Annotated in this window: 16 protein-coding genes; 1 reads left to right on the top strand and 15 read right to left on the bottom strand. The window is 38.9% G+C overall.

Features of this window, described 5'->3' with window-relative positions; all coding sequences use genetic code 11:
- Nucleotides 1-15: 15 nt before the first annotated feature.
- The 4 genes from Q1A23_RS17940 to Q1A23_RS17925 all read right to left on the bottom strand — a co-directional run bounded on the left by Q1A23_RS17940 (nucleotide 16) and on the right by Q1A23_RS17925 (nucleotide 6,123).
- Nucleotides 16-1,467: a serine/threonine-protein kinase gene (locus Q1A23_RS17940; RefSeq protein ID WP_299825998.1), complete on the bottom strand. Its 1,452-nt coding sequence runs from the start codon at nucleotides 1,465-1,467 to the stop codon at nucleotides 16-18.
- A gap of 124 nt (nucleotides 1,468-1,591) precedes the next feature.
- Complete coding sequence (locus Q1A23_RS17935; protein WP_299825997.1) at nucleotides 1,592-3,244, bottom strand: serine/threonine-protein kinase; 1,653 nt, start codon at nucleotides 3,242-3,244, stop codon at nucleotides 1,592-1,594.
- A 49-nt stretch (nucleotides 3,245-3,293) separates the two neighbouring features.
- Nucleotides 3,294-5,003 carry a serine/threonine-protein kinase gene (locus tag Q1A23_RS17930; protein WP_299825996.1) on the bottom strand — a complete coding sequence of 570 codons (1,710 nt, stop codon included), beginning with the start codon at nucleotides 5,001-5,003 and terminating at the stop codon, nucleotides 3,294-3,296.
- Between the two features lie 4 nt (nucleotides 5,004-5,007).
- Nucleotides 5,008-6,123 (bottom strand): protein phosphatase 2C domain-containing protein, encoded by a 1,116-nt coding sequence (locus tag Q1A23_RS17925; protein WP_299825995.1) that lies wholly within the window; start codon nucleotides 6,121-6,123, stop codon nucleotides 5,008-5,010.
- Nucleotides 6,124-6,442: 319 nt separating this feature from the next.
- Between Q1A23_RS17925 and Q1A23_RS17920 the strand changes: the two genes are divergently transcribed.
- Complete coding sequence (locus Q1A23_RS17920) at nucleotides 6,443-6,859, top strand: hypothetical protein (RefSeq protein ID WP_299825994.1); 417 nt, start codon at nucleotides 6,443-6,445, stop codon at nucleotides 6,857-6,859.
- A gap of 80 nt (nucleotides 6,860-6,939) precedes the next feature.
- On the opposite strand, the gene Q1A23_RS17915 is transcribed toward Q1A23_RS17920, so the two are convergent.
- The 11 genes from Q1A23_RS17915 to Q1A23_RS17870 form a co-directional block, all read right to left on the bottom strand.
- The gene (locus tag Q1A23_RS17915; RefSeq protein ID WP_299825993.1) at nucleotides 6,940-7,545 is read right to left on the bottom strand and encodes a hypothetical protein; all 606 of its coding nucleotides are present in this window, start codon (nucleotides 7,543-7,545) and stop codon (nucleotides 6,940-6,942) included.
- A gap of 86 nt (nucleotides 7,546-7,631) precedes the next feature.
- The gene (locus Q1A23_RS17910) at nucleotides 7,632-9,443 is read right to left on the bottom strand and encodes a DUF2779 domain-containing protein (protein ID WP_299825992.1); all 1,812 of its coding nucleotides are present in this window, start codon (nucleotides 9,441-9,443) and stop codon (nucleotides 7,632-7,634) included.
- Between the two features lie 113 nt (nucleotides 9,444-9,556).
- Complete coding sequence (locus Q1A23_RS17905) at nucleotides 9,557-10,558, bottom strand: transglutaminase domain-containing protein (protein WP_299825991.1); 1,002 nt, start codon at nucleotides 10,556-10,558, stop codon at nucleotides 9,557-9,559.
- Nucleotides 10,559-10,592: 34 nt separating this feature from the next.
- On the bottom strand, nucleotides 10,593-11,762 hold the full coding sequence (locus tag Q1A23_RS17900) for a hypothetical protein (RefSeq protein WP_299825990.1): 1,170 nt from the start codon (nucleotides 11,760-11,762) through the stop codon (nucleotides 10,593-10,595).
- 88 nt (nucleotides 11,763-11,850) lie between these two features.
- Nucleotides 11,851-12,312, bottom strand: coding sequence for a hypothetical protein (locus Q1A23_RS17895; RefSeq protein ID WP_299825989.1), 462 nt, complete (start codon nucleotides 12,310-12,312; stop codon nucleotides 11,851-11,853).
- 201 nt (nucleotides 12,313-12,513) lie between these two features.
- Nucleotides 12,514-13,329: a hypothetical protein gene (locus tag Q1A23_RS17890; protein WP_299825988.1), complete on the bottom strand. Its 816-nt coding sequence runs from the start codon at nucleotides 13,327-13,329 to the stop codon at nucleotides 12,514-12,516.
- 53 nt (nucleotides 13,330-13,382) lie between these two features.
- Nucleotides 13,383-14,477, bottom strand: a complete 1,095-nt coding sequence (locus Q1A23_RS17885) for a hypothetical protein (protein ID WP_299825987.1) — start codon at nucleotides 14,475-14,477, stop codon at nucleotides 13,383-13,385.
- A gap of 26 nt (nucleotides 14,478-14,503) precedes the next feature.
- Nucleotides 14,504-14,761 (bottom strand): hypothetical protein, encoded by a 258-nt coding sequence (locus tag Q1A23_RS19625; RefSeq protein ID WP_363322084.1) that lies wholly within the window; start codon nucleotides 14,759-14,761, stop codon nucleotides 14,504-14,506.
- A gap of 8 nt (nucleotides 14,762-14,769) precedes the next feature.
- Nucleotides 14,770-14,922 (bottom strand): NUDIX domain-containing protein, encoded by a 153-nt coding sequence (locus tag Q1A23_RS19620; RefSeq protein ID WP_363322083.1) that lies wholly within the window; start codon nucleotides 14,920-14,922, stop codon nucleotides 14,770-14,772.
- Nucleotides 14,923-15,015: 93 nt separating this feature from the next.
- A complete protein-coding gene (locus Q1A23_RS17875; protein ID WP_299825986.1) occupies nucleotides 15,016-15,573 on the bottom strand; it encodes a pentapeptide repeat-containing protein in 558 nt (185 codons plus the stop codon).
- 192 nt (nucleotides 15,574-15,765) lie between these two features.
- Nucleotides 15,766-16,785 (bottom strand): hypothetical protein, encoded by a 1,020-nt coding sequence (locus Q1A23_RS17870; protein WP_299825985.1) that lies wholly within the window; start codon nucleotides 16,783-16,785, stop codon nucleotides 15,766-15,768.
- Between the last annotated feature and the right edge of the window lie 18 nt (nucleotides 16,786-16,803).

Raw genomic sequence — 16,803 nt, 5'->3', positions numbered from 1 at the left:
GTTTACAATCAAAATCTATATCAAAATTTTTAAAATTAAAATAACACCACTTATCAATGGTCCGCCGAAAAAATGTAGCGCACCAAAAAGTTTAAGTGCCTCCCAATACTTATTTTCATCAGGTTCATTACTTACAAAAGGAATTGCCGAATAAGCAAGCGTGAATATTATACCCGTTAGGAATATAATTTCTGTACTATAGTAAACAGCTGGACTATCAAAAGGATATATATTTGATAAATAAACATTTAGGACATAATTTGGTAACCCTCCATAAAGATTATAGATTTCATTTAGGGATTCAGCTCTAAGATCTGCGACAAATTGTAATAAAAGCCATGCTACTCCAAATAAGGCAAGTACACCTAGTAATATCTTCTCTGACAGTGGACTTGATTCTTCCTCAATTTGCTGATCTGGCTTTGACTCAACAACTTTAGTTGCCTGTGCCGGAGGAATAAACTGCGTGGTCTGAGGCTTTTCAAGTATTTGCGTGACTTGTGGCGCAGCAGCAATCTGTGTCTTCTGCTGCCTTGGCGTACTTACCACAGTCTTGGCTTCTACTTTTGCTGCTTCGTTGTAGACAGTCTTGAACACTGGTTGCTCATCCTGCTTGGAGCCTGTTACATTAAAGTTGCCAGTTTCTATTTTGAGCGCCTGCAGAAACTCCGAGCAGTTCTGAAAGCGGTCTTCTCTTTTCTTAGCTGTGGCCTTGTCTACTACCTGCTGCAACCACTCGGGCACTTGTTCTAACCGAGGCAGGGGCTCAGTCATGATCTTCATCTGCATCTCAAAGCCTGAGTGGGTATCAGCATCATAGGGCGGACGACCTGAAAGGATCTGGTGCAACGTTACCCCTAGTGCGTAGATGTCGCTGCGGTGGTCGATGCTCTCTCCTGGTTTTAAATTGATCTGCTCCGGGCTCATGTACATGGGTGTGCCTAGCATGGTACCGGTAGCTGTGGCCTTGGCCGCGCCTACCGGTGTTTCCAAAAGTTTAGCAATCCCAAAGTCCAATACCCGCACTTGTCCGTCCTGTGTTACCATCAGGTTGCCGGGCTTGATGTCGCGGTGCACTATTCCATTTTGGTGCGCATAACTGAAGGCATCGAGTATCTGCGAAAAAAAGGCAATGGCTTTAGCTGGATCACGCAAGGCGTTGTGGGTGTAGAGGTACTCATCCAGCGGTAGTCCTTCTACATAATCCATCACAAAGGCCAGCACATCACCTTCTTCAAAAAAGTCTTTCACCCCTACAATGTGCGGATGCAGAAATGAAGCCAGCACTTTAGCTTCCGTCAGAAAGCGGCCACGCACCTGCTCGTGGCGGGCATAGTGAGAGTTAAGCACTTTGATGGCTACTTTGTTGCCTAGCCTGGCGTGCTCGCCCAGGTACACGGTTGCCATGCCCCCCTCACCTATCACGCGCAGAATATTATAGCTAGGAATCAGTAAGTCTGTTGTCATAGAGTTATTTATTACCGAAAAGATTCGGTATTATTTTAATTGATATTTTTTTTGAGACCTTTAATTTTAATTAGGCATAACCATTAACATATAATAAGTTATGTTTATCAAAAAAAATCAAAAGCTATCTATTTCTCCAATTACCTCTAATTTTTGTAGACCATTTTTGGCGGAATAATTTGTTATCGCGTAAAACAACTTCAAGCTTTGCAGTTCTTATATCACCTCTCATATTATCAACTTCAATTCCTTCTAAAAAAATTATTCCATTTTCAACTTTTGCTAACTTCTTTAAGAGAAACATGTATTTACCGTTTTCAAAAAGTTCAGATGAATTATCATATTCTACTAAATAACTTCCGTTATTAATCATAGCCAAGACACCAAATAACCGCGAAGGAATTGTGTCATTATATCCAGCATATTGTTTGTAGTTGTATGCTATTACTCCATCTTCTAAACTGTCTTTATTAATATCACCAATACCAATGTCATAACCTTTGGGCAGCAGTTCTTTAAAATGACTTGAGTACAAATTAGGATCTGGATGATATTGTACAAAAGAGTCATCGACAACTGTTTTTGATACGACAAAAGGTTCATCTTGAATAGTGAACTCCTCATCATTCATCATAACTCGCCACATTACAACGCAGATGACTGTTAACAACAAGGCAAGACCGATCCATAAAATTGCTTTACTTTTTTCTTCCGGCTCTTTACCTAACTTACTTATATCTAAACCCGCCTTCTGTTCTACTACTTTGGTCTCCGCAGCCGGAGAGATAAACTGCGTGGTCTGTGGCTTTTCAAGTATTTGTGTGGCTTGTGGGACTGAAGCAATCTGTGTTTTTTGCTGCTCTGGGGCAATTGCCACTGTCTTGGCTTCTACTCTTGAAGCTTTGTTGTAGACAGGCTTGAACACTGGCTGCTCTTCTTTGCTAGCACCTATTTCTCTTTTCAGTGCTTGCAGAAATTCAGAGCAGCTCTGGAAACGATCTTCTCTTTTCTTAGCTGTAGCTTTATCTACCACCTGCTGCAGCCAGTTTGGCACATGTTCTAATCGTGGCAGGGGTTCAGTCATAATCTTTAGCTGCATTTCAAAGCCCGAATGGGTATCAGCATCATAAGGCGGACGGCCGGAGAGAATCTGGTGCAGCGTTACGCCCAGCGCATAGATGTCACTACGGTGGTCGATGCTCTCGCCTGGCTTTAAATTGATCTGCTCCGGGCTCATGTACATGGGTGTACCTAGCATGGTACCGGTAGCTGTGGCCTTGGCCGCGCCTACCGGTGTCTCCAGCAGCTTGGCGATGCCAAAGTCTAACACGCGCACTTGTCCGTCCTGTGTTACCATCAGGTTGCCAGGCTTGATGTCGCGGTGCACTATTCCATTTTGGTGCGCATAACTGAAGGCATCGAGTATCTGCGAAAAAAAGGCAATGGCTTTAGCTGGATCACGCAAGGCGTTGTGGGTGTAGAGGTACTCATCCAGCGGTAGTCCTTCTACATAATCCATCACAAAGGCCAGCACATCACCTTCTTCAAAAAAGTCTTTTACCCCCACAATGTGCGGGTGTTGAAATGAAGCCAGCACTTTCGCTTCGGTCAAAAAGCGGCTGCGCACCTGCTCGTGGCGGGCGTAGTGGGAGTTGAGTACTTTAATAGCTACTTTGTTACCAAGCCTGGCATGTTCGCCCAGATACACGGTGGCCATGCCACCTTCGCCTATCACGCGAAGAAGGTTATAGTTAGGAATCAGTAAGTCTGTTGTCATGTAATTATTTTTCTTAAAATAATTTATAGAAAGGAGCTATATGTATTGATTAATCTAATGATGTTAACTTATCATTTCGAAGTACAAGCTTCTTAGTTACTTCAATTGAAGGACAGCACCTTGCGTCATCCTCTGCATATTCGAACCCTTCAAGAAAGATAACCCCATTATTAATTTTCGATATTTTATACATGTAATTAAATTCTTCTGAATGATCAGCAATAGTCAATTTATTACCAGTATTGATGAATGCTACTAGCCCCGGTAGTGCGCCAATTGCATTTCCTCCGCCAGTATCTTCAAATGTTGGTTCAAGAGAGTAATCAACTATACCATCCTGCAGGCCATCGCCATTTAAATCGCCAACTAAAATTTTGTATTTTTTCCCTTCGTAAGCTTCTAACTCCAAAAGGTTTCTTCCTCCAGAAATGTCAGGTAAGTACTGTAGGAAAGCTTTTTCAACTACTGATTTACCAACTACAAAAGGTTCAGCTTCAACAACTTTTACTTCATCCACTTCAATAGCTGTTGTATCTTCAATTATAGTCTCTTCAACCCAGGTCTCATCACTTATCACAGTCTCTGAACCAGAATAAGATGAACTACCAGACATTACACTAACTCCCCAAATGATACCACCAATGACTATAACTAAAACTGCTATGACCCAAGACAAAGTGTTACTCTTTTTATCAGGCTCTTTACCGAATTTATTTAGATCCAGTCCCGCCTTCTGCTCTACTGCTTTGGTTGGTTGGGCAGGGGCGATAAACTGCGTGGTCTGTGGCTTTTCAAGTATTTGTGTTACTTGAGGAACAGCAGTTAAATGTGTCTTCTGCTGCTCTGGCGTACTTACAACTGTCTTAGCCTCCACTCTAGGAGTTTCATTATAGACAGGCTTGAACACTGGCTGCTCTACTATGCTAGCGCCTGTTTCTCTTCTAAGCGCTTGCAGGAATTCAGAGCAGCTCTGGAAACGATCGTCTCTTATCTTAGCTGTGGCCTTGTCTACAACCTGCTGCAGCCACTCGGGCACTTGTTCCAGGCGAGACAGGGGCTCAGTCATGATTTTCATCTGCATCTCAAAGCCTGAATGGGTGTCAGCATCGTAGGGCGGACGACCTGAGAGAATCTGATGCAGCGTCACCCCTAACGCGTAGATGTCACTGCGGTGGTCAATGCTTTCGCCTGACTTTAAGTTGATCTGCTCCGGGCTCATGTACATCGGCGTGCCTAGCATCGTGCCGGTGGCAGTGGCCTTAGCCGCACCTACTTGCGTTTCCAATAATTTAGCAATCCCAAAGTCCAACACCCGCACTTGTCCGTCCTGTGTTACCATCAGATTGCCGGGCTTGATGTCACGGTGCACTACCCCCTTTTGGTGGGCATAGCTGAAGGCATCCAGCATCTGTGAAAAGAAAACAATGGCTTTAGCCGGATCACGCAGGGCATTGTGAGTGTAGAGGTACTCATCAAGGGGAAGTCCTTCAACATAATCCATGACAAAAGCCAGCGTATCGCCTTCTTCGTAGAAGTCTTTTACGCCTACAATGTGCGGGTGCTGAAAGGAGGCCAGCACTTTGGCCTCCGTCAAAAAGCGACTTCGCACCTGCTGGTGCCGAGCGTAGTGGGAGTTGAGCACCTTGATAGCCACCTTATTACCCAGATGAGCGTGTTCGCCAAGGTACACTGTGGCCATGCCCCCTTCGCCTATTACACGCAGAAGGTTATAATTAGGAATTAGTAAGTCTGTTGTCATTAGATTACTCTGCATTATTTACAGTTGGGTTTGATTCAACTGTCGTCTTTTGTGTTTCGTTTGAAGGTATAATGGCATGTTGAGAGGTATTTTTATCTACCGCTTTTCTATCCGTGGGCAGATCATTATCTTCCTTATCTTGTACAGGCGTAGTTAACTCACTTCGCTTCTCATCAGTCTGCTCATTATTATTCAGGCTGGCTTCAGGAGCTCCATTTTGGTACCCTAAGTAGAAGCTGATACAGCTTAACAGAACAGCTAAAAAAATGAGTGTTACAAGTAGCTTTTTGTTAATGCCAGCCTTTTCAGGTGAAGATCCACCATCCTGCTCTGGAATAATTCGTGTCTTAAGATTTGCTTGGTTTTTCTCTAATTTCTTAATCTTCAAGACACCAATAGTCATGTTGTCATGTCCACCGCCCTTAGATTGGCCTACATTATCTACAACAGAAATAATGTGGTCTAAGCAATCCTCTAAATGTTCTTTCGAATTGAGTACCTGAACTAGCGTAGCATCATCTAAAGCACCAGTTATTCCATCAGAGCATAGAAGAAACATATCTTCTTCCTGTAGGTCTGTTATTGTATGTGAGTCAACCTGTACAGTCGAGCTTATGCCTAAAGCTCTAGTTATAATATTTGACTTTTCATGATGTTGAGCTTCTTGTTCGCTGAGAAGCCCATTTTTCACCATCTCCCCTACCCAAGAATGGTCCTGAGTCTTAAACTGGATAGAATTACCTCTTATATGATATATCCTGCTATCTCCTACATGACAAAGAATAGCAGATTCGTCAGTTAGTAATAAAGCTACTATGGTTGTACCCATACCTTTTAAAGCTGGGTCCTCTTGAGCAGTATTATATATAGCTTCATTGGCCTTGCAAATACTGTTTACTAAACAATCTGATGCAGATAATGAGACTTCACAATTATTTACAGTATCTAAAACAACTTCAATAGCTTTTTTTGATGCTATACTCCCTCCATTATGCCCACCCATTCCATCGGCAATTAAAAGTAGCCGGCCAATTTTTGTTTGTACTCTCTCTGAATTGCTCGAGTCTTGCTGCTCAGATCGTCCACCAATGTGGCTTTTTATTAGTTGTATAGTTTTCATTTAAAAATTGGATTTGGATATACAAATAAGAGAGTAGTTGAGCAGAACCTATTATTACGGTAGGTGGGTTATCAAGAATTCCCCTTATTATATTTTCAAATATATATAAATATCAGAATATAATAATGAAAAAATCATGCACGTTTAGTAAGGAGTTCTTTTAATAAATAATGATCAGCTTTTATTAGAATTTAACTACTCCTAAAGCCTCTGATTCTTTTAGTTTATGCACATACTTCAAATCATATTTTTGGCGTGTCTCGCATCTTTAATGCACTTAAAACCTTTCCTTACTAAGGATCAGTTAACACAACTAAATTTGGAGTATGTAAAAATTATTAAAAATGAGCGGAGTAAACTAAAGGGAATACCTGTAGATGTTTATTATGATAGTAATTTATTATATGACACCTATTTATTTAACCATAGATTGTATAAAGAGCAAGATCTATATCACTACAATGGCACCATATGCGAAGAATGTGTTGTTTCGGCTGAGCTTTGTGGATATTCTACTCAGGATGAGTATAAGGATATTAAAGAATTAGCTAATGCTATTTATGATAACTTTAAAGATTCCCCTAGACACCATGCGATTCAAATGGATGAAGGCTACTCTTATATAAGTATTAGTTATATTTCGAATTACTATGTAGTAAGATTGGCCTCTTTCCCCCACAATGTTGTTGGGAGCCAAAACAAATCAAGGATAGAGTTTGAAAAGCTTGTGAGATAATGATAGTTGCGTATACTTTTAATTGAAGTACTGCTGAACATAGCAATAGAGTTATTGACAGTACACAAAGTATAATATTATCATTTTACAGATTTATATACCCATTCGCTTCTAACTACAAATTTTTTTGGTTTTAAAGAATGAATTAGACCATCTTGTAGCTTTAATTTGAAAACACCAAAGTTTAACTCAGTATAAACATGTTTGCTTTTGAGAAACTCTATTTCTTGCCAAAGTAATACTCTATCCTTCTCTTTCTTTAGTTTAAATGGGTTTAATGCATAAGAAAGTCTCCAATCCTCCCTCTGTGAAAACCTAACCACTTTGGTTTCACCAATCCGCATTTTTTGTAAATGTCTTACCACAACTGGAGAAGATTGTATATAGGTTGGATCAAGATTTAAATCTGAGCCATTTCCATTGATATAATGATTTAATATCTCTGCCCCTTCTGGATACAAGAACTTGCCAGCTACTATCATACCTTCATACAGCAACTTACACTCTATACTGTCAAAAGCAGTTATTTCGTTGCTAAGCATCCTGTTATGGATTGACATAAAATGAAGGTTTATGCCTTTCTCGATAATTCGTCCTAATGGAGAAACCATGATTATAACAAATACAATCATGGTGGCCCCACTATACAGGAAAAGTTGTTTTATTCTTTTTAAAGCCTTATCCATTAAGATACTTGTACTCTATTCAATGTTCTGAAGCTATGAGCGCTTAAAGACCCATATAATAGAAGTATTGTTACCTTACTAACATCTCAGTTAACATTAAATTCAAAGCCTGCTAGATCACACCAGTGTTTCCAAATGATAACCATGGCTAGCGTATCTAAATGGCAATAGTTAAGTAGAGACTTTTTTACAGCTTCTGATTTTGCAGTATCATTTTTATATTCACCATAGATCATCTCTTTATAAGCTTTGATAGCTCCCGTGCCATCACTTACATTTAATGCTTTATTACCAATGGTTATATCTGGCAACAAATTATAGGGATTGATAACCTGACCTATTTCATCAGTGCCATACAATTTTTGAGGACTTAACATGTTTTCAATCTTCTTTGTGTCCATGGCAGCAAGAACAGCAGGCAGAGTTACCTTGATAGAAGTTCTACCACCCATCAACGGATGATGATAGTTACTAGTAGCGAATTCGCGCATATCAAGTATTCTAGCTGATTCCTTTTTCAAGGTTTCTGCCCATTGGATCAAATCTTCGTGAGTAGTAGGGTCTAACTGTTGTACTAATTTATTTATAGTTTTCGACTCATGATTAGACCAGGTTAAAACTGTACCACTATTTCCGATACAGTTTTTCAATGACGTTAAAAATTCAAGATTTGGATTTGCAGCTTTTGTATTGATCCACTCGTCATGAATTATAGGTGCACCCTTTTCTTTAATGGTATGACAACTCCATTGGAAACCTACATCTTGGTAAGGTCTCATACCTGCATGTGGAGGTATTACCATATTTGTTGTTTCAAAGTCAACGAAGTAAAGTGGATACTTGAGAGTAGACGTTATTTTATTAAACGCGTCTGTTTCAAAAAACTCTTCCTTACGATAAGCCTGAAACCAAGGCCTACGAATCTTCATTTTTTGCAACTCAGCTTCTGGGATGTCAGTTTGCAAAACTTTACCTTCTTTAATGAGCCTGTCAATCAATTTCCCTTTCTTTTCAGTGTTTAAATTTCCTAAATATGACAGCTTTAAAATGTGCGGTTCTCTGTATGCTAAATTACCCCAACACTGTTCATAACCGCTTTTAGGAAAATTAGCGTTTGTAACTGTGTAATTACAATTGTTGCATTTCGCAGAAATCGGGACTTGAATTTTATTATTGGCAACAACTGCCTGCTCAAAATTATAAGCTTCTGCAGCCATGGCAGGTGTGATAAATTTATCTATTCTTACTGTACTTAACAGACTTTCCTTGCGAAGCTCCTCCTCATCACCAGTAAAATTAAAAATATAGTCTGTTTTACCTGTACCATTTATAGCTTCCTGAAGCTCAAACATAGATGCAAGCCCTTCCATCTTAGTAATTTTATCTGTATCTGGCAGCATCAGCCAAGTTTCAATAATTGACTCTGGATAAGCTGATGCAAGCACTAATTTTTGGAATGCTACATCATGTAATTCAGCAGACCACTTGCTTCCAAAGTAGGTATTCCCTTTTGCTTCTGCTATATTGAATTCACTAGAAGAAAATGACTTGGATTTAACTTCTATGATTTTTAACGCATTGCCCACTTTCTGTAGAATATCAATTCTAACAAGCATTGCACCATGTTTAACAGTTGCTTCAAACAAAGTAACATTTTCACTTTCTAACAGCGCTTTAGTTGCTTCAATGGCAGCTTCTGTATTAGTATCACTACCAGCTAAAATTCCTTCAGGGAAATATAATTGCGCCATTTTACCAACAGCATATCCACTTTCAGCTAACATATTCCTAAACTCGTTGCCCTCATCAGAAGTTGGCATTCCAAGCTTTTTATAATACAATTTAGTTGGGCATTCCTGAGCCACCAGGAAGTCGGATTTAGTTAGCAAGTTTTCCATTAATAAAAATTGTAAGAGTGAGAAGTTTATAAATTTTCTATAGCAACTATAGTATGAAAGTTTCGCTGTATAATATAGCGCTTTAAATATATTTTAAAAAAGATAAGGAAGTTTTAATCATATATGTCTGCAATATGAGTTTTAGAAAATACTTGAGGATCTACTAGAAAATAGTCATCCACTTTTTCCTTAACACAGGATGCCCAAGTACTCTCAATAAAGAAGTCATAACCATACAATTCCACAGAATTCCATGCATGCCTTCCTACGCCTGATCCATTGTAAGCCCTCCCAGTTATTCGAACAGCACTCAAACCAGCGTAGTAACACATCTCTTGAAACAAGTAACTAAACCCACTGCATACTCCTGAATTGTTCTTAAAGGTATCGCCTGCAAAGTAATATGAATAGGTGTAGTCGTAGGTAATGTTATATACAATCCAGCTATAGATTGCCCTCGCTTTCTCAAAATCATGAGTCAGGCCTTTTGTTAATTCCAGAGCCTGTTCTTTGATGGCAGACTGCTTATTAACTGCTAATGCCTTTTTATCAACTTCGCCAAAATCATACTTTATCAAAAACTCTTGCAAGGCACCTCTGTTAGCTTGTTCTAATGTCTCAAGCTTCGGGTAAACACTATGATAAAGGACTGTCGTATCTCCATGTCTAGCGAGTATGTTAACTATACTCCTTGTTAGCATTAGTTGATCCGTATGCAGGAACTTCTCAGCAACCTGATTAAAGTATATTAAAAGAGACTTGTATTGTGGCAGTGTGAGATATTGCTTTGTGCTATCCAGTGCTTGTAGCCTACTATAAAGACCGACCAATTCTCGAAGATTATTTTTTTCACCTCTTTTTAAAATTGCTGAAAGTTTGAAATGGTAGTAGACTATGTCATTTCGGAGAGAATACTTTAAGTTGCCTTCTTTATCAAATCTCTCCTGCTCTAGCTTTTTAATCTCCTTAAGAGCTTTATCATACTCGCCACTTAGATAAAGCTTTTCAATCTTTTTGTAAAACTTTGCTTTACTTAGTGCCTGCGCTTTGCATAGACTAGCGCATGAGAGAAGCAAAAAAAGTAAAGTAGCTTTTAACAAGAGACTGATTCCCATAAAGTCCATATTTACCTTTTCACTGTCACTTTATTTATTGTATTAAAACAGTATTACTTTCCGGCTGTGCAAAATGATATGGTCCTAGCACATAATCAATAACATCCTGCTCATAAGTGATCATTGAACGATCTAAGCTGATTTTTTTAGGCATAGATTTCTCGCCCTGGATGTAGTACACTTTTGAGCTCTCAAGGCCAATTTTGTCTATAAATAGCTTTTTAATTTTGGCAATGATAGGAGAAAGTATGGCATCATCCGTAACTAAAGAGTCAATAGTATTTTCAATACCAGCGTACCGATTCAATGAATCAGTATTATTGATTTTTATTCTGTTGGTAAGGTTTGCATATAGATAAAGTAGCTCTTCTCTATACTTTGTATGCAATAACTTACTTAGTACTACCCCTTCTGGATGATTTAAAAAGAAGAGATAAACAAGAGACTGTGTTGGGTTAAGTTCCACTAACTGTTTCGATTCCAATAACTCTACAACGATACCCTTTTTTCTGCCTTTGTTTCTTCTTATAGCAATGCTCTTGGGCACTAAGTTTAATTTGTAGCGCTGCCGAAATAACATCTCTTGGCGTATTACATCAAAGAGTGAAAGTGCCTGGGTAATGTATTCTGGCTTTAATCCTGCATGCACCATTTTCTCTAAGCAGGGAACACAAATATCAGCTGTACGCAACTTAAAGGTTATGTCCTTTTTATAGCTACAAAAGTCATTGATACATCCCTCTGGTTTATCGTGTGTATGCGCTAGCTTAACAGCAGTTGATTTGTACAATGCTTTCTGTAGAACCTGAGCCATTACAAGGTAAGCAACAGGATATACCGGGCTACAATGTAAGTACTTTTCCCACTCATCTGTTCGTATAAAGATGTTGTTCTCTTCATCGTCAAAAGCGGTAAACCAGTTTAAGAATAATGGTTCGGGTGTAAGTAGTACCACAACATCCTCTGGTGATAAACCATTTTCATTTCGGTATCTGGTACAGAAGTCGTTAAAGTTCTGCCAGCTGGTATCTGAGGTATAACCATCAAAGTCTTTTTCAACAACTACACTCAGTCTAAGACATCCACATATGGTTTTGCTGCCGATAAACGATATAAGTCCTGCTTTAGATTGAAGCACGTTCTGAATCATTTCAAAAGCTTCAGAACTAAAATCATGAGAACGAATTAAATGAACTTGCATCATATCACTACAGATGGAGACACTACTTGAAAAAAATAGAACACACTCGACTTATAAATGCGGAAAATAGACAGGCTTAACCTTTACTCTGTTAAACACTTAACATGTAGTTAATCTCGCTATGAGACTTAACCGACTCATGCCGCACATACAATACATTTGAGTCTTGAAAGGCATATGCCTTGATTACTCTTTTAACCTGTGTAATTCTGCCATTGGGCCAAGTATACGTTACATTTGGTCCCATAATCTCGACACCTCCATAAAAAACATGTTGAACTTGTTTCGTTACATGATCTGGAACCCCAAGCGCATTAATCATAGGTAAACTACTGCTGTACCCAATTGTTAGGCTAGTAACTAATCCACTAGCTATTTGCGGAGCAATTTTATCTGGCCATTTTTGCTTGCATTCATCTAATAGAGCCTGCTCTATAATTTCCTTATCAATTCCATAGCTAAAGGTGCCTGCACCTATAAAACGATTGGAAGAAACATATAACTTACCACCTTCTTCATGTGGAATAATAAAAGGATAAGAATATTTAATCATACAGGTTTATGTTAAATGTTCAAATATAAACCTGTATGAAGTGCTGCACTGATAGTTTGCAAGCTTGTAATAAACCAGGGGTAAAAGCTTAAGGAATAATTGTCTCAATGACCCCTTAAGCGTATAATTTATTTCTAACATTCAGAAACAACTAGTTTTGTATCAGAACAACAGTCAAAGGTTACTATAAACCATTATGCCTTAAGCACCTGCCGTGCTTTTTGTATTTAAATGGTATAGTACAAACTGAGGATAAAGTGGTTGAAATAAATCTACTAACGTACTATAGGAAGTACTGCTGTAAGTATGAGAGTATCCTTCAACGATGTGTGGGTATACTAAAGCCCAAGAAGAAGCAATCATACCTATTGTACTATCAAAAGCATCGCTAAATCTTAAAAATTCATCATTTGAGAATTCCCCTGCAGAGTTTCTCATATTCATATAATTAGCTCCTTCAGTGTCTATAGAAGATAGGTTTCTGTTCCGTATAAAATCTTGAAAATAGCTATAGAGATCATTAACTTCCTTAAGAGGAACGTAATCAAATTGCTTTGAGAACTTCTCTATGTTTTGGTCTTGTTTTAATTTCGTTATTACCTTCTTCCAGCTTGGTGTAGATGCATTGTAAGAATACCACTCAACAAATTCTTTACTCATTACTTGATTACCTTTTTCATTTTCAAGAACCTGAAAATATAAGGCAACTATCCCCATTTCTAATGCACTACTTAAGCAAGTAGCAGCCGTTTTATAAAAACCGCTTGCTAAATTCCATAAAGCAGCGTTTAATTCACGTGTAATAACTGGAACGGTCCAATTTAGAATCTCATCGTCTTGATCTAAACCCTCTTTTTCATAGTCATCATATAATCGTAGGAATAAATGTAATGACGTGGTTTTAGTAGCTAATTCATTCAGCCTATTCATTATATCTGGCTGATGTGCAAGTTTATTTATTGTACTTAAAGCGACCTCTAGTACATTAGGTTCTTCATTTGTTGTAATGTCCATCATAAGAATATAAAGCTTTGTCGTACTAATGATTTTAAATCACTAAAATAAATAACCTAAAGCAATTTAAAATCAGCCAACATTTGTTTGAGAGGAACTTTATGCCTAGCTTCTACCCATTGACTGTAAAGAATGTAATCATTATTCTTCAGAGGGTTTCTGTAATATCTTGCTCGCCCTTTTGAATCTTTTATCTGATTATTTATATCATCATTGGGATTAAGCTGCTTCAACAATTTAAGTTCTTTGCCAGTTGGAATTCTATCATTCTCTAAATAGTCAAGTACACGGTGGAATAGAGCCTGATCTTCATCTAATTTATTAAAAATTGTTTTCGCAAACTCTCCAATCTTTAAGTTACCTTCATCCAACATTTTAGTTAACTCTTTGTATGAAAGGGCATCTAGAGAAATCTCATCTGTTAAACTTCTCTGATCTGCCGAAACATCATCTTGATCTAATTCTTGAATTTCTATATTACCTAAATCTTCTACATTTAAATTCTCTCTTAAGCAACCGAATACATCAAGCAGTTTAGTAGCTCGTGAAAATAATTCTGATGTATCGGCTATATTCCTAGTATGATTTAGGACTGGTAATAATATCTGTTTTTCAAAATTATCATTGAAAATACACTTAAAGTCAAAAGATAAACTATCAAAACATCTTTCAACCTCTGATAATGTTACATCAAGCTTGTTTAATGTATCTTTATGTACCTTAGGGGAAGCAAAAACTATTTCCGCATTATCAGTTTTGAAATAAATTAAAGTGATTAATGCAGCTCTAGCAAGTTTCTTAGCAACCACTAAGTGTGGGTTCTTATAACCTAATCCTCCCTCATGGAATGCTATATCAACTGCTGAGATGGCATAAGATGGATTGTTTATACCTGTACTAGTATTGATAGATAATCCCAACACATCAATTTCAGCTTGCCTCAAAAATTGGTCAAGCTTTACAGATTCTCCAATTAAGTTTACCCCTCTTGTATCAGTTATCTTTTTTAATTTTTCAAAAATGTCTTCAGCAAGTTCAATATTTGATTTTTCCCAAGTCCCTGAAGTCTTCCAATTAAGCTGTACAAACTGACACTGCTTTTCATGTCTAAGCCAAGAATAAATTATCGATTCTCCAATGTCTACTTTCATAATTATAATTTTAAAGTGTAAAGAACTTATTTTAAACTTTCAGCCAACTGCTCCACTATCGCAATCCGCTTCATAAGTAGTGCCTCAATAATCGGAATATCCGCCGGGGCAAAATTATAGTCGCCAAACTCGTAGATACTGATCCACTTTAGCTGGTCATGGTCTTTAGAAGTAATGGTTTCCTGTTCCGATCTGGCAGCATAGGCAACTAATCGTATTTGCTTATTACCTTCGCCAGACACAGATTCGCCAATGTATTCCTCAACCGTTACATCAAGGTCCAACTCTTCCTTTAGTTCTCGGGCCAGGCATATTCGTGGGTTTCTCCGGCTTCTACTTTGCCACCCGGAAACTCCCAATACCCTTCCAGGCTTTTACCAGGCGCACGTCGGGCAATTAGAAAAAGGCCATTTCTCTGAATTACTCCAGCTGTTACTTCTATCATGTGTTGGCTATAGTTGGTTATAGGTTAAAACTTACAGGCTATGTTATGAAACTATAATCGGGCTATACTATAGAGGTATAGGCCGACCATATTTTACAGCTCTGCTCCTTCTTCTATTAGAAAAACTCTTACTTCAGGTGAGGTAATGATTGCGCCATACATGGAAGCACATGTAAAGTCATTCTTATCCATCTCGTCATCTTCATTAACGATCAGGTTAATGTCAGCATCAGACAAGTTTGCATCGTCCATAATGGCATGAGAGAAATCTGAGTAAGCCATCTTACAGCCGGACAGGTCAGCACCGGTTAAATCTGCATTAGTAAAGAAAGTAGAGAAGAGTTTAGTATAGCGCATCTCTGCTCCTTTAAGGTTAGCTTTAATAAGTTGGCTGCAGTCAAACTTTGCGTCCACTAAACAAGCCCCTTGTAAGTTAGCTCCATCCAATTCAACACCTTTAAACTCAACCTCTTTCAGAATTGCCCCTCTAAGATTAGCTCCTTTTAAGTTAACCTTTGTAAAAGTTGACCCGCTCATGTTAAGACCGGACAAGTCCAATCCGCTCAGGTCTACATCTTGCTCATTAAGGACGATTGGCTCATTGGACGAACGAACATCTTCTAACTGGCGGCAAATAAAGTCTCTTCTCATTTAACAGGGGTTTATAGGTTGAAATACAGACACACGGGAACACATCGCATCCTAATCAAGGACACGAACGAACACAAAGCGCCCTTTCGGCACTTTTACTTTCACTAACCAATAAATAAAGGGGAATTGTATTACAAAAGTATATAAAAATACTATATAATAAAAATTATATACTTAGAAAGTGTAGGAATTTTACAAAATTTCGTCAAGGTAGCCCATAATGGTTTCGCCGGCAGCAATGGCTACCCGGAAAGGTTCTTTACTGATATAAGGATTTACTTCTACCTGTGGCTCGTAAGCAATGGAGTGGCCTAAAAGCATATTGGCAGCCATTACCAGATCAGCTGTGTGTAGTGATAGTACTGAATCATAAGCATTGGTACGATAGCCCCCAAACAACGACATACTAACTGGTAAATGGTACCCCAACTCTTGCTCTACTTCCAGCACCCACTTATAAAACAACTCTGCCACCAACAACCAGTAATCTGTATTCACGCTTCCGCCCAAGTCATCATACACATGCGAGTCGGCCCCATGGCACCATACAATATAGTGTATCTCTCTGGCAAGTATTTTCTCTTTAAGTATAGCCAGGTTGCGGCACAGATCTGCCAGGTAACTTTCGTTGGTACCTTTCGGGTTTATGTTGGCATAGACAGGAATCGCCTTGTCCAGATCTGGTACGAAACTGCGGCTGTCTTCTATGGAGTTGCCGAAGTGATGGTCCAGGTCCAGGTAAGCCCCGGAAACACCCAGCTCTTGGTATAATTTAACCGAAGCAATCACCTGTCCACTAAAGGTACAGAACCCGGAGCCACGATCAGGTTTGGCGTGGTGAAAGCCGCTGGTCGGGCTAAAGGTGAGCACTTCAGGGTGCTGCATGGCGTATTTGATAGCATGGTATAGGCTGGCATTTGTATAGCACACAGAATTGACCAGGTTCTCGCTCCAGGTAAGGCCGTTGGTGGTAGCCAGTGGTTTGGTACCTTCAAAAAAGGCATCTACATATTCCTGTGTATGCGCCAGGTAAAATTCTTCCTTTTCAAAAGGAGCATATTCTTTTACATCAAAGTACGGCATCAGACCTTCCAGCTTTAATTTGTTTAACAGCAAAGCCGGCTTGTTCGGACTGCGGGTATACAGGTCTTCTCCGTTGAGGGCATCTACCTGCTGGGGCATGTAAAAAGTAGTGATCTGTTTCTTGCGCATAGCTATCGTTTATATGAG

Origin of the sequence: uncultured Pontibacter sp. (assembly GCF_947492645.1) — a bacterium.
Classification (GTDB): Bacteria; Bacteroidota; Bacteroidia; order Cytophagales; family Hymenobacteraceae; genus Pontibacter.
The sequence above is the reverse complement of the archived record's forward strand: the minus strand, read 5'-3'. Positions and strand labels throughout refer to the sequence as shown.